Annotated in this window: 21 protein-coding genes and 2 tRNA genes; 9 read left to right on the top strand and 14 right to left on the bottom strand. The window is 61.4% G+C overall.

The annotated features are described in order from the left end of the window. Positions 1 to 47: 47 nt before the first annotated feature. The 8 genes from ACRDT3_RS17885 to ACRDT3_RS17850 all read right to left on the bottom strand — a co-directional run bounded on the left by ACRDT3_RS17885 (position 48) and on the right by ACRDT3_RS17850 (position 4,154). On the bottom strand, positions 48 to 242 hold the full coding sequence (locus ACRDT3_RS17885) for a CsbD family protein (RefSeq protein WP_013348893.1): 195 nt from the start codon (positions 240 to 242) through the stop codon (positions 48 to 50). 161 nt (positions 243 to 403) lie between these two features. Beyond that, positions 404 to 697: a transcriptional regulator gene (locus ACRDT3_RS17880; protein WP_431494276.1), complete on the bottom strand. Its 294-nt coding sequence runs from the start codon at positions 695 to 697 to the stop codon at positions 404 to 406. After that, positions 684 to 1,346 carry a hypothetical protein gene (locus ACRDT3_RS17875; RefSeq protein WP_431494275.1) on the bottom strand — a complete coding sequence of 221 codons (663 nt, stop codon included), beginning with the start codon at positions 1,344 to 1,346 and terminating at the stop codon, positions 684 to 686. The genes ACRDT3_RS17880 and ACRDT3_RS17875 overlap by 14 nt, the downstream gene beginning before the upstream one ends. A 260-nt stretch (positions 1,347 to 1,606) precedes the next feature. Further along, positions 1,607 to 2,215, bottom strand: a complete 609-nt coding sequence (locus ACRDT3_RS17870) for a class I SAM-dependent methyltransferase (protein ID WP_431494274.1) — start codon at positions 2,213 to 2,215, stop codon at positions 1,607 to 1,609. A 111-nt stretch (positions 2,216 to 2,326) separates the two neighbouring features. Then, positions 2,327 to 2,402 (bottom strand) — tRNA-Val (locus tag ACRDT3_RS17865). A 692-nt stretch (positions 2,403 to 3,094) separates the two neighbouring features. Continuing rightward, a tRNA-Val gene (locus tag ACRDT3_RS17860) sits at positions 3,095 to 3,170 on the bottom strand. 115 nt (positions 3,171 to 3,285) lie between these two features. After that, positions 3,286 to 3,738 carry a redoxin domain-containing protein gene (locus ACRDT3_RS17855; RefSeq protein ID WP_431494273.1) on the bottom strand — a complete coding sequence of 151 codons (453 nt, stop codon included), beginning with the start codon at positions 3,736 to 3,738 and terminating at the stop codon, positions 3,286 to 3,288. Continuing rightward, on the bottom strand, positions 3,738 to 4,154 hold the full coding sequence (locus ACRDT3_RS17850) for a DUF3052 domain-containing protein (protein ID WP_431494272.1): 417 nt from the start codon (positions 4,152 to 4,154) through the stop codon (positions 3,738 to 3,740). The genes ACRDT3_RS17855 and ACRDT3_RS17850 overlap by 1 nt, the downstream gene beginning before the upstream one ends. Before the next feature lie 362 nt (positions 4,155 to 4,516). Here ACRDT3_RS17850 and aceE point away from each other — a divergent pair, with 362 nt between their 5' ends. The 6 genes from aceE (at position 4,517) to ACRDT3_RS17820 (ending at position 12,330) form a co-directional block, all read left to right on the top strand. After that, a complete protein-coding gene (gene aceE / locus ACRDT3_RS17845; protein WP_431494271.1) occupies positions 4,517 to 7,261 on the top strand; it encodes a pyruvate dehydrogenase (acetyl-transferring), homodimeric type in 2,745 nt (914 codons plus the stop codon). Between the two features lie 156 nt (positions 7,262 to 7,417). Next, the gene (locus ACRDT3_RS17840) at positions 7,418 to 8,629 is read left to right on the top strand and encodes a PucR family transcriptional regulator (protein ID WP_431494270.1); all 1,212 of its coding nucleotides are present in this window, start codon (positions 7,418 to 7,420) and stop codon (positions 8,627 to 8,629) included. 176 nt (positions 8,630 to 8,805) lie between these two features. Next, the gene (locus ACRDT3_RS17835) at positions 8,806 to 9,729 is read left to right on the top strand and encodes an ACP S-malonyltransferase (protein ID WP_431494269.1); all 924 of its coding nucleotides are present in this window, start codon (positions 8,806 to 8,808) and stop codon (positions 9,727 to 9,729) included. A 218-nt stretch (positions 9,730 to 9,947) separates the two neighbouring features. Beyond that, a complete protein-coding gene (locus tag ACRDT3_RS17830) occupies positions 9,948 to 10,193 on the top strand; it encodes an acyl carrier protein (protein WP_105657746.1) in 246 nt (81 codons plus the stop codon). A 120-nt stretch (positions 10,194 to 10,313) separates the two neighbouring features. Next, a complete protein-coding gene (gene fabF / locus ACRDT3_RS17825) occupies positions 10,314 to 11,561 on the top strand; it encodes a beta-ketoacyl-ACP synthase II (RefSeq protein WP_431494268.1) in 1,248 nt (415 codons plus the stop codon). A 193-nt stretch (positions 11,562 to 11,754) separates the two neighbouring features. Continuing rightward, a complete protein-coding gene (locus ACRDT3_RS17820; RefSeq protein ID WP_431494267.1) occupies positions 11,755 to 12,330 on the top strand; it encodes a dihydrofolate reductase family protein in 576 nt (191 codons plus the stop codon). 6 nt (positions 12,331 to 12,336) lie between these two features. Here the strand turns inward: ACRDT3_RS17820 and ACRDT3_RS17815 are convergent, their stop codons facing one another. The 6 genes from ACRDT3_RS17815 to ACRDT3_RS17790 all read right to left on the bottom strand — a co-directional run bounded on the left by ACRDT3_RS17815 (position 12,337) and on the right by ACRDT3_RS17790 (position 18,112). Continuing rightward, on the bottom strand, positions 12,337 to 12,723 hold the full coding sequence (locus tag ACRDT3_RS17815; protein ID WP_431494266.1) for a VOC family protein: 387 nt from the start codon (positions 12,721 to 12,723) through the stop codon (positions 12,337 to 12,339). Between the two features lie 300 nt (positions 12,724 to 13,023). Then, the gene (locus ACRDT3_RS17810) at positions 13,024 to 13,527 is read right to left on the bottom strand and encodes a DUF3145 domain-containing protein (RefSeq protein WP_038991510.1); all 504 of its coding nucleotides are present in this window, start codon (positions 13,525 to 13,527) and stop codon (positions 13,024 to 13,026) included. Between the two features lie 141 nt (positions 13,528 to 13,668). Beyond that, positions 13,669 to 14,664 carry a tyrosine recombinase XerC gene (locus ACRDT3_RS17805; protein ID WP_431494277.1) on the bottom strand — a complete coding sequence of 332 codons (996 nt, stop codon included), beginning with the start codon at positions 14,662 to 14,664 and terminating at the stop codon, positions 13,669 to 13,671. Between the two features lie 33 nt (positions 14,665 to 14,697). Then, complete coding sequence (gene dprA, locus ACRDT3_RS17800; protein ID WP_431494265.1) at positions 14,698 to 15,942, bottom strand: DNA-processing protein DprA; 1,245 nt, start codon at positions 15,940 to 15,942, stop codon at positions 14,698 to 14,700. An 8-nt stretch (positions 15,943 to 15,950) separates the two neighbouring features. Continuing rightward, positions 15,951 to 17,510, bottom strand: coding sequence for a YifB family Mg chelatase-like AAA ATPase (locus tag ACRDT3_RS17795; RefSeq protein WP_431494264.1), 1,560 nt, complete (start codon positions 17,508 to 17,510; stop codon positions 15,951 to 15,953). Continuing rightward, positions 17,507 to 18,112, bottom strand: a complete 606-nt coding sequence (locus ACRDT3_RS17790; RefSeq protein WP_431494263.1) for a YraN family protein — start codon at positions 18,110 to 18,112, stop codon at positions 17,507 to 17,509. The genes ACRDT3_RS17795 and ACRDT3_RS17790 overlap by 4 nt, the downstream gene beginning before the upstream one ends. A gap of 306 nt (positions 18,113 to 18,418) precedes the next feature. Here ACRDT3_RS17790 and ACRDT3_RS17785 point away from each other — a divergent pair, with 306 nt between their 5' ends. The 3 genes from ACRDT3_RS17785 to ACRDT3_RS17775 all read left to right on the top strand — a co-directional run bounded on the left by ACRDT3_RS17785 (position 18,419) and on the right by ACRDT3_RS17775 (position 21,591). Further along, positions 18,419 to 19,690, top strand: coding sequence for a quaternary amine ABC transporter ATP-binding protein (locus ACRDT3_RS17785; protein ID WP_431494262.1), 1,272 nt, complete (start codon positions 18,419 to 18,421; stop codon positions 19,688 to 19,690). Beyond that, on the top strand, positions 19,690 to 20,586 hold the full coding sequence (locus tag ACRDT3_RS17780) for an ABC transporter permease (RefSeq protein ID WP_431494261.1): 897 nt from the start codon (positions 19,690 to 19,692) through the stop codon (positions 20,584 to 20,586). Before ACRDT3_RS17785 ends, ACRDT3_RS17780 begins: the two co-directional genes overlap by 1 nt. 111 nt (positions 20,587 to 20,697) lie before the next feature. Further along, positions 20,698 to 21,591, top strand: a complete 894-nt coding sequence (locus ACRDT3_RS17775; protein WP_431494260.1) for a glycine betaine ABC transporter substrate-binding protein — start codon at positions 20,698 to 20,700, stop codon at positions 21,589 to 21,591. Positions 21,592 to 21,660: the final 69 nt, after the last annotated feature.

Here is a 21,660-nt window from a genome sequence, read left to right as displayed (position 1 = left end):
CGTAATACGCGGGCACCCTTGCTGCTTACGTTCCTGCGTGCAGGTTGCTACTTGTCCAGGCCGTCGCGAACATCCTTGGCCGCGTCCTTCACTGACTCGCCGGCCTGCTTGGCTTTCGCAGCGGCTTGGTCCTTCACGCCTTCAGCCTGCAGGCGCTCATTGTCGGTCGCATCGCCTACGGATTTCTTGACCTTGCCCGAAACTTCTTGCGCCTTGTTCTGGATCTTATCGCCTAGGCCCATTGGAAAATCTCCTTCTGCAGTTGATTCGACAGCGTACCTTTTCCAGCCTAGTGGGCCGCGCAGGTGAATCACCTGTCCTGGGCCTCTGCATTAGCTGGCAGATTCTCCCGGTTCCTCCCCCTCCACGCAATTCGGCGTAGGCTTGCGGGTTCGGCCAACGATCAAACCGTGTCCAGCAATGCGCGCAGCTGTTCCTTGTATTCTTCGAAGGCGGTTCGCCCAGCGCGGGTCAGGGCAATGTAGGTGACCGGGCTCCGCCCCTCCAGGACCTTATCCACTTTCACGTATTCAGCTTCTTCCAGCTTGCGCAAGTGCGTGGCCAGATTTCCCGAGGTCATTGACAGCAGCCCCTGCAGCTTGGGAAACGAGATGCTATCCCCGGCACGCAAGGTGTCCAGGACCGTGATGGTCCTCAGCCGCGCCTGGGCGTGGATAAGCGGGTCAAGCTCCTGCATGCCCACCCCGGATCAACGCTCCCGACACCAGTTCCGGCTTGCTGCCGTGCAGCAGGCCCAGCACGATGAACCCCAAACCGCCAACCGCTCCGGCCAAGAGGTTCAGCGGCGCCGGTGCGGCCAGCGAAAGCAGGGCAATGGCCAGGATCCAAGCCCCGAAGATCAGTTGGGTCCGGTCGTTGAAGAGTACCGATCCGGCAACCACGAGCACGCCGATCACCAGGCACAGGCCCGCGAGGGCAAAAGTCGCCATGCCCATTGAGCTCAGCCCCTCGGCATGCAGCCGCCATCCGAGCAGGGCAGTGATGATCATGCCGAGGCTGAAGGTATTGCCGTAAATCGCCCCTTGCGCCATCGACGGCCCTTTGGTCCCCGAACCGCGCTTGGCCGAATGCACTGCGGAAATCACGATCGCGATGAGGAATGAGGCAACTGCGGTGCCGATTCCAACCGCCGCTGGCAGCAGCGGCGCGCCTTGCGGCGCGAGTGCGAAGTAGAGGCCGAGGAAGGCAATGATCCAGGCAACGCCCCAGATGGAAAACAGCAGCTGCTGGTTCGGGCTCATGCCCTCGCGGGCTTGCTGTGCGTCCGATTCGATTCCTCGCAGTATGCGGGCCGGGTCGATTTCGTTGCTGTTCCCGTTTTCCATGATGCCCTGCCTCCTTCGGCGATTTCCGCCTCCGAGCCGCAAAGCAGTTCGTGACGAAAACCACTTTGCATTACAAAGTTCAAGATAGCGCGAGAGTCCGATTCGCGCAAGAGGCGTGTTTTTGCAACTGAGCAGAATTGCGCCCCGCCCATTTCGGACAACGTGAGAAGCCGCAGGCCAAGGGTCCTTCAGGGGCGTTCGCACTTAGCATGGAATCGAAATGGATTTTTTTCCTGCAGGGGCTGGTTTGGCGCTTGCCGCTATTTGCGCCCGAGCACGGCCACCAGGAAATCGTCGGCAGGCAAGTGGAAGTTCCAGGTCGAATAGCGCTGCTGCAGTGCCAGCCCGGCCTCCCGTGCGTCGGCCTCGAAGTCATCGAACGCGTAGCCGCGTCCCGAGCCGAATCCGATGATCATGCGCCCGTCTGCCGCCAGATGCTCGCGCAGCTGCTGCAGTGCCGGCAGGCGTTCGGATTCGGAGAGGAAGGTGACGACATTACCGGCAGAAACGATCAGATCGAATTCCTGCCTCTCCCCAGCTGCGCCAGCGATGGTGAAATCAGCCAGATTGCCGACCTGCCATTGGGCCTTGGGGTAATCCACGCGCGCAACATCGATTAAATGCGGGTCGAGGTCCACTCCAACCACTTGGTGCCCCTGCTCGGAAAGCCAGCCGCCGATGCGCCCGGTCCCGCATCCGGCATCCAGGATCCTGCTGCCTCGGGCAACCATCGCGTCAACGGCGCGAGCTTCCCCGAAAATATCCTGGCCTTCTGCGGCAAGCGTGCGCCAGCGCTGGGCAAAATTCTGCGAGTGGTCCGGGTTCTTGCGAACGGTGGCGAGCCAAAGGTTTTCTTCTGGTGCAGTCATGAATCCAGTTTCGCACTTTCGCTGGCATTCGGCGATTGGCCGGCAACGGCCGGAAAACGAAGAAGACCGCTTCGATCACCCTGAAAAGAGTTCTTGAAGCGGTCTTCGTTTTGGTGGGCCCTACCGGGATCGAACCGATGACATTCACGGTGTAAACGTGACGCTCTACCAGCTGAGCTAAAGGCCCTCCTGCAGCGTGTGAACTTGGAAAGTTTCTTTCCCTCATTCGTCCTCTGCAACAAGTAATAATCTAGTGCATCCCGAACTGACTTGGCAAATTGAAATGGAGGTTTTCTCAAAAGAGTGCCGAGCGTCACCAAATGGGCCAATCGGGAATTCAACATTCTGTTCCGCCGCAGGCACAGGAGAGGCTGATGGCATGAACAAGAGATTTACAGCTGCCGGCCTTGCCCTATGTCTGCTCATTTGAAGCTGCACTCCTGGGACCATCGCCTCCAAGGCGCCAGCCTGGGCCTGCGCCGAAGAACACGAGGCACCAATAACTTCGGACCTGGCCGGCAGCCGGACGCGAAGCAATTCGATGAGCGATCTCACTCACCAAGAAGCGGTTGTCGAAGACGGCGTCATCATCATCCGCTGGGCCATGGATGACGGCGGCGCCAAATCGCTCCACTAGGTTGGCAATTTCGGTGCACCCGCCGATGCAGCGTAACCATATACCTGGATTTCCAAGCGCAATGAAAAAGCCACCGATCCAGCCATGATGGCTTCGGGTGAGGACGCCAAGAAGTTCAGCTTCACCGAGGATCAAATATCTCATGAAGCCGGCATCATGGGCACCGCAGGAATTGCCCGATTGGAAAAATAGCCTGCCGGAAACAAAAAATCCCCGATCCGAATGGATCGAGGATTCTTATTTGGTGGGCCCTACCGGGATCGAACCGATGACATTCACGGTGTAAACGTGACGCTCTACCAGCTGAGCTAAAGGCCCTTACCATGTTCACTTTTGCAAGCCAACGAGGAATAACTCTACACAGGTTTTCGCACCCGGGCAAATCGAGGAGCCATTTTTTTGAGTGAGCTGGAGCACAGCTTATTTGGGCACGCTAAACGCCGCGCTCCACAGCCGCCTTGTAGTCATCAATGCTTCTTGGCTGCGTCATCTCGCTGCGGAAAATATCGCGAACTTCACCGTCAACTAGATACAGCGACAATCTGGCAGCGACCCCGCGATCTCGATCAAAGGCGTCGGCTTGCTGCGCCACCGCCCCATGCGGCCAAAAATCAGCCAGCAACTCGAAGTCCAGGTCGAGCGACTGCGCATAGTTGCGCAGGGTGAATTTATGGTCCACCGAAATGGCCACGATGCGTACCTGATGCCGTGCAAAAAATTCGTAGTGCTCTTGGAGTGTTGCCAGTTCCGACCCGCATACCCGCGAAAACGCCCAGGGATAAAAGACAACCAGCACCCGGCCACTAGACAGCCCGGTACTGGTTATCGTTTCGCCGTACTGATTTTCCAGCGAGAAGTCGAACAGGCGTGAACCTGTTTGGATCATTAGTTCTTCTTACGTGGGGCGAGGCGGATTGCGGACCAATCCTCCGAAACGCCTTCACTAGTAGTTACATGCAGGCCGGCGGTTGGTGCCTCCTGCTGGATAAGTGCTGGGGATACATGTCCCTCGCGGCCCTGCTTTGGAGTGAGTAGCCAAACGATGCCATTCTCGTCCAAGCAGTTCAGCGCGTCCATCAATGCGTCAACTAGATCTCCATCGCCGTCGCGCCACCAGAAAATGACTGCGTCGACAACGTCATGGTCCTCTTCGGTGAGCAGCTCTGAACCAATCAGGTCCTCGATCGATTCGCGCAGATCGTAGTCCACGTCATCGTCGTAACCTAGTTCCTGAATAAGGTCTTCATTAGCGAAGCCCAATTTTTTGGCGGGCTCCAAGTTTGCCGATACGGCGTCGCTCACTTCATTCCTCCTGCTGGTGCAAAGCGTTACTACCAACGAAACACGGTTTTGCCGCTCCGTTCAAGCGCTACAGCGATAACACGCCGAACAAATATAACCCACATTCCAGTGACCCGCATCATATTGACATGACCGTAGGAAAGATAGCTCCCATACTTGGTTGCGTAAGTCACTTCAAATATCTGATTTAAGCCGGTTTTTGCTGGAAAACGCGCCACAAAACGAGAGCGTTTAACACTAGAGTTGCATATGAACCGGCAGTGCACATCATTCCAGTGTTACTGCACCCGTTGTCCCAATACCGATGCACCGCAGCGCAAAACTGCACAGCGTCGGAGCCGCAATTCAATCAAGGAGCTTCCGTGGCTGTAGAGGAACACATCTCCCAGATCCGTAGCGGGTTGACTTACCAGCTGTCCGATCGGGATCCTGAGGAAACTCAGGAATGGATGGACTCGTTTGACTCCCTCGTAGAGACCCAGGGCACCGAGCGTGCCCAGTTCATTATCCGCTCGCTGCTGCAGCGTGCAGGTGCCAAGTCCGTGGGCGTGCCGCACGTGACCACCACCGACTACGTGAACACCATTCCTGTGGACCAGGAACCAGAATTCCCGGGCGATGAGGCCATCGAGCGCCGCTACCGCGCCTTCATGCGCTGGAATGCCGCCATCATGGTGCACCGCGCCCAGAACCCTAATATCGGCGTCGGCGGACACATCTCCACCTACGCCGGTGCAGCGACCCTGTATGAAGTAGGCTTCAACCACTTCTTCCGCGGCAAGAACCACCCGGGCGGCGGCGACCAGATCTTCTTCCAGGGCCACGCTTCGCCAGGCATGTACGCCCGCGCGTTCCTCGAAGGCCGCCTGTCCGAAGAGGACATGGACGGCTTCCGCCAGGAAAAGTCGAAGGAAGGCCACGCGCTTCCTTCCTACCCTCACCCGCGTTCCCTGCCTGACTTCTGGGAATTCCCAACCGTGTCGATGGGTATCGGCCCAGCTAACGCCATCTACCAGGCGCAGCTGAACCGCTACCTGCAGAACCGCGGCATCAAGGACACCTCGGACCAGCAGGTCTGGGCCTTCCTGGGTGACGGCGAAATGGACGAGCCGGAGTCGCGCGGCTTCCTGCAGCTTGCCGCCAACGAAAAGCTGGACAACCTGAACTTCGTCATCAACTGCAACCTGCAGCGCCTTGACGGCCCGGTTCGCGGCAATGGCAAGATCATGCAGGAACTGGAAGCCTTCTTCCGCGGTGCCGGCTGGAATGTCATCAAGGTTGCTTGGGGCCGCGAGTGGGATGCCCTGCTCGAAGCGGACAAGACCAACGCTCTGGTTGACATCATGAACCAGACCCCGGATGGCGACTACCAGACCTACAAAGCGGAGTCCGGCGCGTTCGTTCGCGAGCACTTCTTCGGCCAGCGTCCGGAAACCAAGGAATTGGTTGCCGACATGACCGACGACGAGATCTGGAACCTGAAGCGTGGCGGCCACGACTACCACAAGGTCTACGCCGCCTACAAGGCTGCCGCGGAGTTCAAGGGCAAGCCGACCGTCATCTTGGCCAAGACCGTCAAGGGCTACGGCCTGGGTTCGCACTTCGAGGCTCGCAACGCGACCCACCAGATGAAGAAGCTGACCATGGAGGACTTGAAGAAGTTCCGTGATCACCTGCGCATCCCTATCACCGACGAGCAGCTCGAGGCTGACCTCTACACTCCTCCGTACTACCGCCCAACCGAGGACTCGGCTGAGTACAAGTACATGATGGAGCGCCGCGACGCCCTGGGCGGTTCGGTGCCTACCCGCCGCCAGGAAGCCTCGACAAAGCTGGCCCTGCCAGGCGAGAAGACCTACGCGATCGCCAAGCGCGGCTCGGGCAAGCAGCAGGCGGCCACCACCATGGCCTTCGTGCGCCTGCTCAAGGACCTGATGCGCGACAAGGAGTTCGGCCACCGCATTGTGCCGATCGTGCCAGATGAGTCCCGTACCTTCGGCATGGACTCGTTCTTCCCGACCGCGAAGATCTACAACCCGGGCGGCCAGAACTACCTGTCCGTGGACCGCGACCTGGTCCTGGCCTACAAGGAATCCCCTCAGGGCCAGCTGATCCACCCGGGCATCAACGAGGCCGGCGCCGTCGCAGCCTTCACCGCTGCCGGCACCAGCTACTCGACCCACGATGAACCGCTGATCCCGATCTACGTGTTCTACTCGATGTTCGGCTTCCAGCGCACCGGCGACCAGTTCTGGGCAGCCGGGGACCAGATGACCCGTGGCTTCATCATCGGCGCTACCGCCGGCCGCACCACCCTGACCGGTGAAGGCCTGCAGCACGCCGATGGCCACTCGCCAATCCTGGCCTCGACCAACCCGGCAGTGATCACCTACGATCCGGCCTACGGCTACGAAATCGGCCACATCATGCGCTCCGGCCTGGAACGCATGTACGGCGGAACCCACGCCGATCCGAACGTGATGTACTACCTGACCGTGTACAACGAGCCGATCAGCCAGCCAGCTGAGCCGGAAAACGTTGACGTCGAGGGCATCATCAAGGGCATCCACCTGCTCAAGGAAGCTACCACCGACGGCCCGCGCGCACAGCTGCTGGCCTCGGGCGTGGCAGTGCCATGGGCCCTGGAAGCCCAGGCCATCCTGGCCGAGCAGTGGGGCGTTTCGGCTGACGTCTGGTCGGTCACCTCATGGAACGAACTGGCCCGCGACGGCCAGCGCGCCGACGCCGAGGTGCTCGTGGACCCATCGAAGCCGCGCCGCACCCCGTACGTGACCTCGAAGCTGGAGTCCACCCCGGGCCCAGTCATCGCGACCACCGACTACATGCGCGCCGTGCCTGAGCAGCTGCGCCCGTACGTGCCAGGTGAATTCCACACCCTGGGCGCGGACGGCTTCGGCTTCTCGGACACCCGTGCGGCAGCCCGCCGCTTCTTCAAGATCGATGCGCACTCCCTGGTAGTGCAGACCTTGCAGTCGCTGGTTGAGCGTGGCGAAATTCCTGCGGACACCGCAGTGAAGGCGCACGCCAAGTACGACCTGAACAACCCGAACGCCGGCCAGTCCGGCAACGCCGGCGGCGACGCCTAGGCCCCAGGGTCCAGGTGCCCGGAGCTGCCTCCGGCGCCGAACTGATCAGCTGCCCGATGACGAAGTTTTCTTCGTTGCCGGGCAGCTGGTTCATTTAATCTCACCTTTACCTGCTGTGCCGGGCGCGGGAGAAGAAAAGAAACTAAGCTGGAAACCATGAGTCCTGAAATGGATGCCGCCGCAGCTCCGAAGAACCGTCCCAGCCGATCCCAGGCACCCAGCAGTGAAACGCTCAAGCGACTCAAAAGCCATATCGGCGTCCTGTCCACCACCGCGCTGAAATACCTGGACCAGCAACTGCCCTGGTACCGCTCGCTGGCACCCAATGAGCGCGCAGCCTTGGGACTCATCGCCCAGAAGGGCATCTCCACCTTCGTTACCTGGTACGAGGATCCGTCCTCCACCCCGTCCTGGGTGGTTACCGATGTCTTTGGCGCCGCTCCCACGGAGCTGACCCGCTCCATCTCCTTGCAGAAGGCGCTGGGCCTGCTGCGCACCATCGTGGAAGTGGTCGAATCCCAGGTGCCCGACATTGCCGCCGAGCATGAGCAGGCCGCCCTGCGCGAAGCCGTGCTGCGCTATTCGCGCGAGGTCGCTTTTGCCGCCGCCGATGTCTACGCCCGCGCCGCCGAAACCCGCGGCGCCTGGGACTCGCGCCTGGAGGCCCACGTGGTCGATGCGGTGCTGCACGGCGAGGCCCACGACTCGCTCTCCTCGCGTATTGCCGCCATTGGCTGGAAGTCGCAGAAGAATATCCGCATCTTGGTGGGCACCACCCCATCGTCCAACCCGGCGACCTTCGTCTCGGCCCTGCGCCGTATTGCCATCCGCTACTCGCGCGATTCGCTGGTGGGCGTGCTCGGCGACCGCTCGGTGCTGATGCTCTCGGACACCAAATTCGAAGAAGCAGATCTGAGCCGGCTGACCCGGTTCTTCGGTCCCGGCCCACTGGTCTACTCCCCCATGGCCCCGACGGTCAAGGAAATGCACCACGCTGCGGTGGCAGCCGTGGCGGGATTCAGTGCCGCCAGGGCCTGGCCCCAAGCGCCGAATCCGGTCGGTGCCGATGACCTGTGGCCAGAGCGTGCCTGCAACGGCGACGAGCTGGCCCGCACGGCGCTGGTGGATCAGGTCTACATGCCGCTGCAGCAGGCCTCCAATGGCCTGGCTGAAACGCTCTCCAGCTATTTGGCGCTCGGCCACTCGCTGGAAGGCACCGCCCGGGAACTGTTTGTCCATGCAAACACGGTGCGCTATCGGCTCAAGCGCGTCAGCGAAGTCACCGGTTGGGATCCGCTGGTTCCCCGCGATGCTTTCGTGCTGCAAACCGCGTTGCTTTTCGGACGGCTCCACGAATCGAACTTGTAGGCTTCAGCCAAAGAGCGTCAAGCTCCCAAGGCCGATAATTCCGAGTTGATCGCGCATTACAGCGGAATTCAGCTTCTGGATACGCTAGGCTTTTGTAGAGATCCTACAAACAGTCACCACGAGCTTGGTACTCAAATGAAGCGCCAAAAGCTCCCAACATTTGGAAAGCTGTAAGAGTGTTAGCAATCGTTTGCCCCGGACAGGGCTCCCAGACCCCAGGTTTCCTCACCGAATGGCTCGACGTCGATGGCGTTGCCGAGCATTTGGAGGCGCTCAGCTCGATCACCGAGCGCGACCTCACCGCTCACGGCACGACTTCCGATGAAGAGACCATCAAGGACACCGCCGTCGCCCAGCCGCTGATCGTCGCCGCCGGCCTGGTCACCGCCCGCGCGCTCTTCGGCCAGTCCCTCCCAGCCGGTGCCATCGTGGCCGGCCACTCGGTGGGCGAGATCACCGCGTCGGCATTGGCCGGGGCGCTGGACGAAGCTGACGCCATGAGTTTCGTGAAGGTGCGCGCCAATGCCATGGCCCAGGCCGCAGCCGCTACCCCCACCGGCATGGCAGCGGTGCTCGGCGGCGACCCCGAAGAGGTTATCGCCAGGCTCGAAGAGCTGGGCCTGACCCCGGCCAACGCCAATGGCGGCGGGCAGACCGTGGCCGCAGGAACCATGGAACAGCTCGCAGCCCTGGGCGAGAACCCGCCGGCCAAGGCTCGCGTGATCCCGCTGAAGGTTGCCGGTGCATTCCATACCGCGCACATGCAGCCAGCTGTTGGCACCCTGAAGGAACTGGCCGAGACCATCACCCCGAAGGAACCAGCAGCAACCCTGCTTTCGAACTTCGACGGCAAGGCCGTAGCCAATGGCCAGGCGAACCTCGATTCGCTGGTCGCCCAGGTATCCCGCCCGGTCCGCTGGGACCTGTGCATGGAGACGCTGGCTGAAGCTGGCGTGACCGGCGTGCTGGAACTGGCACCGGCAGGGACCCTGGTGGGCCTGGCCCGCCGTGGCCTGAAGGGCGTGAAGACCCTGGCAGTGAAGAGCCCAGCGGATCTGGAAGCCGCCAAGGCGTTCATCGCCGAGCACACCGCCAACTAGGCTTTTGCACCGTTCAAAGATTGTGCACGCCGGGAACGTCATGTTGCGTCCGCCGAGCGCATCTCTGGCCTAAGCTTTAAACCGACGAAACGTGCCGCGCATTCTTGATGCGCCACCAAAGTTTCATTAAGCCGGCTGGAACCGGTTCCTGGAAACAGGATCGGGCCCAGCCACAAAAATGACCGGAGTCCTCCGGCTAAGAAGAAAAGGAGCCATCCATGGCTAGCAACGAAGAAATCCTGGCGGGCCTCGCCGAAATCGTCAACTCCGAGACCGGCCTGGACGAAGCAGACGTGCAGATGGACAAGTCCTTCACCGAGGACCTGGACATCGACTCGATCTCGATGATGACCATCGTCGTTGAGGCCGAGGAAAAGTTCGAGGTCAAGATCCCTGACGAAGAGGTCAAGAACCTGAAGACCGTCGGCGACGCCGTCAACTTCATCGCTGCGGCACAGGCCTAAGCTTCCCGGCGTTTTTCGCCACACCGTTGTGCGGGCAAGCCGCGCACACCGGCCGGTACGTCAAGCCGGCCCCCTGAATTTCCAAGCACAGTTCTTATTCGCACAGTAGAGAGTTTGATGATGGCGCGCAAAGTAGTGATCACCGGTCTCGGAGCCACCACCCCAATCGGCGGGGATGTCCCCACCCTATGGGAAAACGCCCTCAAGGGCGTCTCCGGCGCCGTAACCCTGGAAGATGACTGGGTTAAGGAATACGACCTGCCGGTCACCTTCGCCGCCCGCGCTGCTGTGCCGCCGACCGAGGTACTCTCCCGCCCGGAGACCAAGCGCATGGACCCATCGACCCAGTTCGCTGTGGTTGCGGCCCGCGAAGCCTGGGCCGACTCCGGCCTGGTCAAGGAAGAGATGGACCAGAACAAGCTGGCCGTTGCCTTCGCTACCGGCATCGGCGGCGTCTGGACCCTGCTCAACGCCTGGGACACCCTGCGCGAAAAGGGTCCACGCCGCGTACTGCCCATGACCGTGCCAATGCTGATGCCTAACGGCCCAGCAGCTGCCGTGTCGCTGGACCTGGGTGCCGCCGGTGGCGCGCACACCCCGGTTTCGGCTTGCGCTTCGGGTACCGAGGCGATGCACGTTGGCCTGGAGCTGATCCGTTCGGGCAAGGCCGATGTGGTCATGGTCGGTGGCGCGGAAGCCGCGATCCACCCAATGCCGATGGCCGCCTTCGCGTCCATGCACGCGCTCTCCCGCCGCAACGATGATCCGACCAAGGCTTCGCGCCCATACGACATCGACCGCGACGGTTTCGTCATGGGCGAGGGCGCTGGAGCGCTGGTGCTGGAAGCTGAAGAGCATGCAATCGCTCGCGGCGCCCGCATCTACGCCGAGCTGGCCGGATCCTCGGTCACCTCAGATGCGCACCACATCACCGCACCGGATCCAGAAGGCACGGGTGCAACCCGCGCGCTGAAGGCTGCCATGTTCGACGGCCGCATCCAGCCAGAAGACGTAGTTCACGTGAACGCCCACGCAACCTCCACCCCAGTTGGCGACAAGCCCGAATACGCTGCGCTGAAGAACGCCCTGGGCGATCACCTCGACAACGTATGGGTTTCGGCAACCAAGTCGCAGATGGGCCACCTGCTTGGCGCTTCCGGTGCCGTGGAGTCCGTGCTGTGCGCACTGGCCATCTACAACCGCAAGGCCCCTGTGACCATTAACCTGGACAACCAGGATCCAGAGATCCCGTTGAAGGTCGTCACCGGCCAGCCTGCGCAGCTGCCAGCAGAAGGCACCATCGTTGCGCTGAACAACTCCTTCGGCTTCGGCGGCCACAACGCCGTGGTAGCCATCCGCAGCGTCTAATCGTTCCGGCTGCTACAAGCGAGCACGCCACTGGGTTGGTTGAAGAATTCTCTTCAACCAACCCAGTGTCTTTAACCCGGGAAGAATTGGCTGAGAGCCATTGCTTCGGTGCTGACATGTTCGTTAAGCTCAAGTACCGCCTCGAGCCGGAGGCAACTGACGGTACTTGCCCAAGAGCAAAGGATCCCCTCCCATGCGCACCCTAATCGCCACTTCTTTCGTTTCCTTGGATGGTGTCGTCCAGGCTCCGGGAGGTGAACCCGGCTACCGCAATTCAGGCTGGACGATGGACTCGGTTGATTTCGACCCGGCCGCCTACGAGCTGAAGGGCACCGAGCAGGCCGAAGCCAGCGCGATGCTCTTGGGCCGGCACAGCTACGAGGCATTCTCTGCGGTGTGGCCGTCGATGACCGAGGAGTTTCCGCAGTACAACGCGATGCCCAAGTACGTGCTCTCCACAACCTTGCGGGAAAAGGACTTGGCCGAGAACTGGGGCGAGACTGCTATCCTGCGTTCAGTTGCCGATGTGGCACGGCTTCGCGCCGGAGACGGCGGTCCAATCAGCATCCACGGTTCAGCGACGATGGTCCACTCGCTGCAGGAACATCAGCTCATCGACCAGTACAACCTGCTGGTCTTCCCGGTTTTGCTTGGCGCAGGCAAGCGCCTGTTCAGCGACGCAAGCTTGGATGCGCAGAAGCTGGCACTCATTGATTCGCAGGTCTACTCCAACGGCATCCAGAAGAACGTGTTCAAGGTCCAGCGCTAGTCGATCCTAGCTAGCTGCTGGCAGGTAAGGCCGGGTGATCAATTCCAGGTAGTGCCCGGAAGGATCAAGCAGGTAGACTCCCCGGCCGCCGTGTTCGTGATTGATCTGCCCTGGCAGCTGCCGCTGGGGGTCGGCCCAGTGCTCAATTTGTTTCTCACTGATAGTGGCGTAGGCACGGTCGAAATGCTCGTCATCAAGCAGGTAAGCGTAGTGCTGCGGCGGGAAGTCCATCGGTGGTGCAGCGAATTGCAGCAGCACCCCGTGTGCCAAGCTGATATTGGTAAATGGTCCCCAGCTCGATTCCGCGCGGGCTTCGAGCAGCTCCAGGTAGAACTGTGCCATGCGTTGCGGGTCGAGCGAAGCGATAATGGTGTGGTTGAACTGTGCGGTCATGGTCTCCCTTTTCGTGTTTCAGATGTGCTGTTCTTTTGTGGAATGCATCTGGCACGGGAGGGCCGCGGATCAGGGAACGACCAGTTTGCCGTTCCGGGAGTGGCCGCCTAGGGCCTGACTGGTCTTCATCGCCACGAGCTTAGCACTGCTGGTCGATACTTCGCCACAACTACAGTTTTTAAAGCAAGAAGTGGGATCCCCGGCATGGGGTCCCACTTCTTTTGGGTAACAACCCCGCACCATCGGGGTTATTTTCTGGGCAGATTTTGATTAATCACCCAGAGACTTATTAACCAGTTGTCATACCACCTGGTTGAGCCATCGCACAGGCGCGTCTTCGCCTGCATGACGGAAGGGTTCGAGTTCTTCATCCCAGGGCTCGCCGAGAGCGATGGACATTTCCTGGTAGAAGACCGAAGGGTTGCCGTCACCCTTTTCATAGGCCCACCGGATGCGTTCTTCGCTGACCATGACATTGCCAGCGCAATCGACGGTGGCGTGGAAGATGCCAAGATCAGGGGTCACGGACCATCGGCTGCCATCGGCACCCGGGCTTGGATCTTCGGTGATTTCGAAACGGAGGTGCTGCCAACCGTGCATTTCACTGGTCAGCAAAGCGCCGGTACCTTGCGTTCCAACCCACTCGATTTCGGCGCGACAAAATCCGGGTGCGACGTGCTGTTCGGTCCACTCCATTTTTACTGGAGTACCGAGCACGGACCCGATTGCCCATTCCAGATGTGGGCATAGCGCTGCAGGGGCGGAATGAATATAAATCACGCCTCTGGTCATCGGTGCAGACATGCCATCCTCCGTTGCGGTGTTGATCGTCTTCCCCTACGTCAACATCGTTCCGGTGCCATCGCCGCCGATACTTCCATTTTGCCCGATGAAGAGGCCTTTCGCCACCCAGAATGGCTATTTTCGTAGATTGATACCAAATAGTCAGGCTCGCGGATGAGCTTGGCGGTAGCTTTGCCTCAATCGATCGACCGAAACGTGCGTATATAGCTGGGTAGTTGCCAATGAAGCATGCCCGAGGAACTCCTGGACGGCACGCAAATCCGCGCCGCCATCCAGCAGATGGGTAGCCACAGTGTGCCTTAATGCGTGAGGGCCGCTTGCAGCGGTATCCCCCAGCGATTGCAACGCCTTGGAAATGACTTCTCGTGCCTGGCGTACATTCAAGCGCGCACCACGCACACCTACGAGCAATGCGCCTTGAGCTTCCTGGCCGGCCAGGATCTTGCGATGCGACCGAATCCACGCGATGATCACGCGTTCTGCGGGCTTCCCAAACGGAACAACCCGTTCCTTGTCGCCCTTGCCAAGGACCCTGACAGTGCGTCGCTCGAAGTCGATGTCGTCCACGTCCAAGGCCACAAGCTCGCTGATACGAAGGCCGGAAGCATACAGCAACTCAGCGATGACCTTATCGCGTGCCGCTACAGCCTGGCTCTTGGCATCCTGGGCAGCTTCCGGCTGGACCTCCCTACTAGCCCGTTCAGCAGTTGCCTCGGTTTTTTCGGAGAGCAAGCGGTCGATCTGGCTTGGCTGCAAGACGTGCGGAAGACGCCGTTCCCTTTTGGGTGCGGCCAGCCGCAGGGCAGGGTCGGCGTCGATCAGTTGATGCTTCAGCGCCCACGCGAAGAAGTTCTTCACCGCAGAGATCCGCCGGGCCAAGGTGGTGCGGGAAATCTGGGATTCGTGAAGCTGCGCCAACCAATCGCGGAGCGTATCGACTGAAATCTGCTTGAGGCCCGGATCCTGGGCATGGCGCTGCAAGAACAGGCCGAGGTTCCGCAAATCCACTTCGTAGGCTCGCAGGGTATTGGAGCTGCGGCCGCGTTCACGTTGCAGGTACTCCAGGTAATCCGCCACTGGCTCTGCGAATTTTGCTGACATCGCGTTGCTGTCGTGCGTCGTTGGTTCTTGCTTCATCACTACTGAGAATACCCTCAGCTGCGTCACCGGCTAGTTCTGGCGCACCAATTTCCATGTCAAGCCATCGGTGGCAGCCATTTGCAGTGTCTCCAACCGATTGATGGCGCGTAGCGTTTTGATCAGTGGCACTCCGCTGCGGGCCGAGATCTCATCGACCAGCAATCCTTTGGTGAAGGACATGGTGTCGTACACCATTCCTTCGTCTCTACCCAGGATGTCAGTCGGGCGTTGCTGGGCTTTGGAGTTACGCGGCTCTGCTTGGCAGTGTTGGCCAACCAGGCCCAGCGCATCTTGCGGGCTGGCGAGCAACGCCGCGCTGCCCTCTGCAATCAATCGGTGGCATCCTGCGGAGTTGGGCGCGAAAACGCTTCCGGGAACAGCTGCTACATCACGTCCGAGCTCTACTGCATGGCTGGCGGTGTTCAATGCACCGGAGCGGTGGCGCGCTTCGCTGATGATGACTAGCCGGCTCAATGCCGCGATCAGCCGGTTGCGGTTCAGGAAGCGGAAGCGTGCTGAGGTGGTTCCGGGAGGCACCTCCGAGATCAGGACGCCGCGAGCAATAATCTGGTTCAGGAGGTTGCTGTTGCCCGAAGGGTAGAGCCGATCGATGCCGCCAGCCATAACGGTGATCGTTGGCGGATTCGGATACTGCCAATCATCAGTGCTCAGCGCAGCCCGGTGCGCACTGGCGTCAATGCCGTAAGCACCACCCGAGACGATGGTATACCCATTCAAAGCCAGGGTCCGGCCAAGATCAAAAGTGACTTGATCGCCGTAATCACTGGCATCGCGAGAACCGACAATGGAAACGTTGCGGGCCAGCTCTTGGGCTTCGAGCAGCTGCGGGTTTGCCGATCGCCACCACAAGCACAAGGGGCGTCCAAGATTCAGATCCGCTAGTTGCCGTGGCCACGAGGCGTCGGCCGGGATCAGCAATCCGCCGCCCGCGCGCGCCGCGGCATCCATGGCGCCTACTGGGTTGCTCAACGATAGGCGTTTTCTCCACCGGGTCAGTGCCACCCTCAAGTCTTGCGCAGCATCGCCTGGCGGATGGAATCCGAGGATTCCGTCAACCGGCGCCTTGAGCGCGGCCGGGTAGAAATCCTCTCGTTGGATCAAGCGCAGCAATTCCTCTGGGCTCATCAGTTCCAGCAAGGCCGTGGCCACGTAGTCGTTGGGCTCGATAAGTTGGTTCAGGTGCGCGTAGACCAGTCGCTCCTGACCGGTGGGCGCCACGGGTTCTCCGGCTGTGTTCGTATCGCTGAAAGTCATGGTCTTGCCTAACTATTTTCCAAGTTCTGGCGAAGATGGGCGGCGATGGCCAAATCATCCTCGGTCGGTGCTGCGTGCTGTTGCTGGTCTGCCACCGTCCACGCAACCCGCAAGAGGCGGTGGATGGCCCGAGCAGAGAGCCCGCGTCGTGTAGCGAGTTGTTCAAGCGCCGCCCGCGTCCTGGCCGGGTATTCCAATTCATTTCGCAGGATTTGCGTTGGGATCTGCGCGTTGCAGGCTATAGAGAACTTTCTCAGCCGCGCGTTGCTGCGTGCCCGGGTGGCCAAGACGCGTTCACGCACCTGGGCACTGGATTCACTTGGTGCCGCGCTTAGAAGCTGAGCTTGCGGCACGGGATTGACTCTGACTTGCAGATCCACCCGGTCAAGGATGGGCCCCGAGAGCCGCGCGAAGTAGCGCCGTCGGGCCATGGGCGTACAGGTGCATCCGGTCCCGGTGCCGAAGTTCTTTCCGCAGGGACACGGGTTGGAAGCCATGATGAGTTGGAAACGGGCCGGTAGCCGCTGGTGGCCTCGTATCCGCGCGAGGTTGATATAGCCTTCCTCGATCGGTTGGCGAAGCGCATCAAGTACTCCGGTATGGAATTGGGCTGCTTCATCGAGGAACAGGATTCCGTGGTGTGCGCGGGTAATGGCGCCGGGAATGAGTTGTGCGGTTCCGCCGCCGATCAGGGCTGAGCGGGACGCGGTGTGGTGCGGTGCCACGAAAGGCGGGGTGCGTTGCAGCTGGTCCAATTCGCCGATTCCGCCCCGGGTAACCGAATGCACTGCGGTGGCTTCAAGGGCTTGCAGATCATCAAGTGGCGGCAGAATTGAAGGCAGGCACTTGGCCAGCATGGTTTTGCCGGCGCCGGCCGGGCCGACCATGATCAGGTGGTGCCCGCCGGCCGCGGCCAGTTCCAGGGCGAGCCGTGCTTCCTGTTGCCCATTGACCAGGCTCAGGTCCGCTTCGTCGGACGCAGCCGCTCCAGCGGCATGGACTGAGGTTTCGGTGGGCTGCTGTGCTTGCTGGTGGCGCAGGCAGGTGGTGATCTGCTCCGCTGGCGCTCCGCAGCAGGTGAGCACCTGTCCCAGGTGGCGTAGCGCGATGACCTCAATGCCATGGACCAGCCTGGCTTCCGCACCATTAGCCTCGGCCACGATCACCCGATCTAGGCCATGGACCTTAGCTAGCTGCACCGCCGGCAGCACACCCGGTACCGGCCGCAAGGTTCCATCCAAGCCGAGCTCTGCCATGTACAGGGTCCCAGATGAAGCCAGCAGCTGCTGATCAGCGGCCAAGGCGGCAATGACAATGGCAAGATCAAAAGCTGACCCGTATTTCGGCAGGGTGGCCGGGGAGAGATTGACCGTAAGTTTTCGGTTGGCCAGGGCAATCCCTGAATTTCGTGCCGCAGCCTTGATTCGTTCTCGGGCCTCGCTCAAAGATGCATCGGGCAAGCCCAGCAGGACGAATCCGGGAATGCCATTGCCCAGGTCGGCTTCGACTTCCACCAGCGAGGCGCTGACCCCGTGCAGGGCAGCAGCATGGGTGCGGGCGGTGCTCATGAGCTTACTTCCTCATGCAACTGGCATTCGAACCCGCTCCCGGAGGGATAGACCTCGATGACGTCCACGCGCAATTGGGCAATGAACATCTGGTGCGCTTGGGCCCAGAGGATCAGCAGCTTATTCAGCCGGCGGTATTTCGCCGGGGAAACCGCATCGAATCCGGTGCCGAAACGCTTCGAGCTGCGGGTCTTGACTTCGACGGCGACAATTTGCCCGTTCCCGGCCCGGGCGACCAGGTCCAGTTCCCCGGCCGGGCAGCGCCAGTTCCTGTCGATGACCTCATAGTTGTGCTCGGCCAGGAAACGGGCGGCGGCCTGCTCGCCGGCGGCTCCCAGCCGTTGTGCTGCGGTTTGCATGGGGATGCTCCTTGCTATTCGGTCCACCTGCTCAGAGCCATCATCGACGCTTCCCCGGGAATGATCTGCAACAGCCGGCGGCTTGTGGACAACCGGCGCGGGAAGGCATCCGGGCATGAGCTGGCCTGGGCTTGGCACCTCGTCCAGGCCCGGCCCGGCTCTCCCCCTGCGCTGCATGCCGGTGTTCCGTTCCCCGGCCACAACGCCCATGGTTGATGCGAGCACCTCAGCGGCCGAAAGCATGGCGAATCCCTACAATCTGATAACGTTTGCATAACTTCTGGTTTGTCGCGGGTTTCCGGGGCAAAATAGGTCGTGCAAGAGAGTTTCAGACCGCGAAACCGATAAATTCCGGGAGGCACGAAGGGGTATTTTGCTAGGGTGGCAATCTGGTGGCGACGCGTCCGACACGATCACCGATATCACTCGAACCAGGACCTGCGCGGTCCGGAACGCAATACTTCGGATGGCGCGAATTGCAGAAGGAACGATTCCTGCGAACAGGTCCATAACCAGCCTGTGCCTTCGGGCAGACGGGCAGTGGAGACCATGACCACGAAAATCGCATTGAAGGTTGAAGGGCTGTACAAAGTCTTCGGTCGCAAGCCGAAGGACGCGGTCAAGCAGCTCGAATCCGGTACCCCACGAGATGAATTGCCTTCGGGCAGCACGGCAGCAGTCATCGACGCCTCCTTCGAAGTCAACACCGGGGAGATCTTCGTCGTGATGGGCTTGTCCGGCTCCGGCAAATCCACGCTGATCCGCACGCTCAACGGCCTCTGGGATGCCACGGCCGGCAGCGTGACCATCGGCGAGGACGTCATCACCGGGATGTCGGCAACGAAGCTGCGCGCGGTGCGCCGCAAGCGCGTTTCAATGGTGTTCCAGCATTTCGCGCTGCTGCCGCACCGCAGCGTGCTGGACAATGTCGCCTATCCGCTGGAGCAGCAGGGTGTGGGGCGTGCCGAACGGCTGGCCACCGCAGCCAAGACGCTGAAGCTGGTGGGCTTGGACGGCTGGGGCGATAAGATGCCCAGCGAGCTCTCCGGCGGCATGCAGCAGCGTGTGGGCATTGCCCGCGCCCTGTCCGCCGACACCGAGATCCTGCTCATGGACGAGGCCTTCTCCGCGCTGGATCCGCTGATCCGCCGCGAAATGCAAGAGCAGCTCTCCGAACTGCAGGCCACCTTGGGCAAGACCATCGTATTCATCACCCACGACTTGAACGAAGCAATGTTCCTGGGCGACCGCATCGCGGTAATGCGCGACGGGCGGATCGTGCAGATCGGCACCCCGGAGCAGATCCTCACCGATCCGGCCAATGACTACGTCGAGCAGTTCGTGCAGGACGTGGACCGGGCCCGGGTGCTCACCGCCGCTTCGGTGATGGTCCCGGGGCGCTCGGTGATCCAGGAGAATGCCGGGCCGCGGGCGGCACTGCGCAGCATGCGCGACGCGGTGGCCTCTGCGGCGATCGTCACCGGCCGGGACAGGAAGGTGATCGGCATGGTCACCGACCGCGACGCGCTGAAGCTGGTGCGCCGCGGCGAAAGCTCGCTGGCCTCGAAGATCCTGCCGCTGGCCACCGTGGATGCCGACACCGCGCTGATCGACCTGTTCATCCCCTCCGTGGAGTCGCCCCTGCCGGTGACCGTCACCGATGCCGAAGGCCGGCTGCTGGGCGTGATCCCGCGCGTGACCCTGCTGGCCGCCTTGGCCTCCACCAGCCCGCAGACCGGGGAAATCAGCGTACTGGACACCAGCCCGCTGCCCAGCGACCTCGTTGACGCGGTGCTGCAGAACGAATCGGAGCAGAACTAATGGACAATTTCCGCATCCCGCTCGGCGAGGTCTCCGAAGACGGAATCGACTGGATCATCGCGAACCTCGACGGCTTCTTCTCGGTGCTGCGCACCATCTTCATCGAGATGTACGACGCAATCTACCTGGTGCTCTCCACCCCCGGCTTCGCCGTGGTGGCCATCCTGATCGGGCTGATCGCGCTGCTGGCCCGCGGCTGGCAGTTCATGCTCGGTTCGGTCGTGGGCCTGCTGGTGATCCTCGGGGTCGACCAGTGGGAGAACGCGATGAGCACCCTGGCACTGGTGATCGTCGCGGCCTTCTGGGCACTGGTGATCGCCCTGCCGCTGGGCATCTGGGCCGCGAAATCCGACGGTTTCTCGCAAGTCATCCGCCCGGTGCTGGACTTCTTGCAGACCATGCCGGCCTTCGTCTACCTGATTCCGGCGCTGATGCTCTTCCGCGTCGGCGTGGCCCCGGGCATCGTGGCCACCATCATCTTCGCGCTCGCCCCGGGCGTGCGCTTCACCGAACTGGGCATCCGCTCCGTGGACCGCGAAGTGGTCGAGGCCGGCCAGGCCTTCGGCTCCTCGCCAGGCCGGATCCTGCGCCAGATCCAGCTGCCGCTGGCCCTGCCGACCATCATGGCCGGGGTCAACCAGGTCATCATGCTCTCGCTGTCCATGGTCGTGATCGCCGGCATGGTCGGCGCAGGCGGCCTGGGTGGCGACGTGATCAGCTCGCTCTCCCGCCTGGATACCGCCTTGGGCGTGGAAGCTGGGCTGGCCGTGGTGATCCTGGCGATGATCCTGGACCGGCTGACCAATGCCTTCGGCCGCCAGTCCGGAGTGTTCGCGCTGTTCGCCAGGAAGCGCAAGGCCGCACGCACCGCGCGGGAGCAGCAATTGGCCGCCTGAGAACCGTGGCCCACTATGCATGGGCGGAAGCTCTCCGCTTCCGCCACCGGCTTCGGATCCCCGGGGTCGGACGGCGGCTGGAAATACCACCGCCGTGGAAAGGGATAGATCATGAATCGCACCATATTGAAATTCGGCGCCTTGGCCGCCGCAGCGGCCTTGGGCCTGACTGCCTGCTCGGGCTCCAGCCCGGAAGGCGATGCCTCGGCCGAGGCATCGAAGGACGTGACCATCGCGGTCTTCAACGGCTGGGACGAGGGCATTGCCAGCAGCGAACTGTGGCGGGCCGTGCTGGAGGACAAGGGCTACAACGTCGAATTGGAATACTCCGACGTGGCCCCGCTGTTCTCCGGCTTGGCCTCGGGCGACTACGACTTGACCACCGACGTGTGGCTGCCGGTCACCCACAAGGACTACCTGGACAAGTTCGGCGACGACATCGAGGACCTGGGAGCGTGGAACAACGAGTCCAAGCTGACCGTGGCGGTCAACGAGGATGCACCGATCGACTCGCTCGATGAGCTGGCGGCGAATGCCGACAAGTTCAAGAACAAGATCGTGGGCATCGAGGCCGGCGCCGGGTTGACCCGTACGATGGAAGAAGCGGTGATCCCGGAGTACGGGCTGGAGGACATGGAGTTCATCACCAGTTCCACCTCGGCCATGCTCACCGAATTGAAGACAGCCACCGACGCCGGCGAGGACATCGTGGTGACCCTGTGGGAGCCGCACTGGGCCTACTCATCCTTCCCTGTGAAGAACCTCGAGGATCCCAAGGGGGCGCTGGGCGGCACGGAGAGCATCCACAACTACTCCCGCGCAGGCTTCGCCGATGAATTCCCCGAGGTCTCCGGCTGGATGTCCAACTTCAAGATGAGCCTTGACGAGTTGTACACCCTGGAGAAGGTGCTGTTCGTGGACAACGACACCGACGACTACGAGCCGCTGGTGCGCCAGTGGATGGAAGAGAACCCGGAGATCGTCGAGCGCATGACCGCTTCCTAGCCGCCAGCCGCGCTGCGGCGATGGAAAACCGAAGGCCGGGGCCGGCACGCATTTTGGACGTGCCGGCCC

The organism is Glutamicibacter sp. (assembly GCF_050701915.1).
In the GTDB taxonomy this organism is placed as follows: domain Bacteria; phylum Actinomycetota; class Actinomycetes; order Actinomycetales; family Micrococcaceae; genus Glutamicibacter.
Note: the sequence above shows the minus strand (reverse complement) of the source record. Positions and strands in the feature narration are given on the sequence as shown.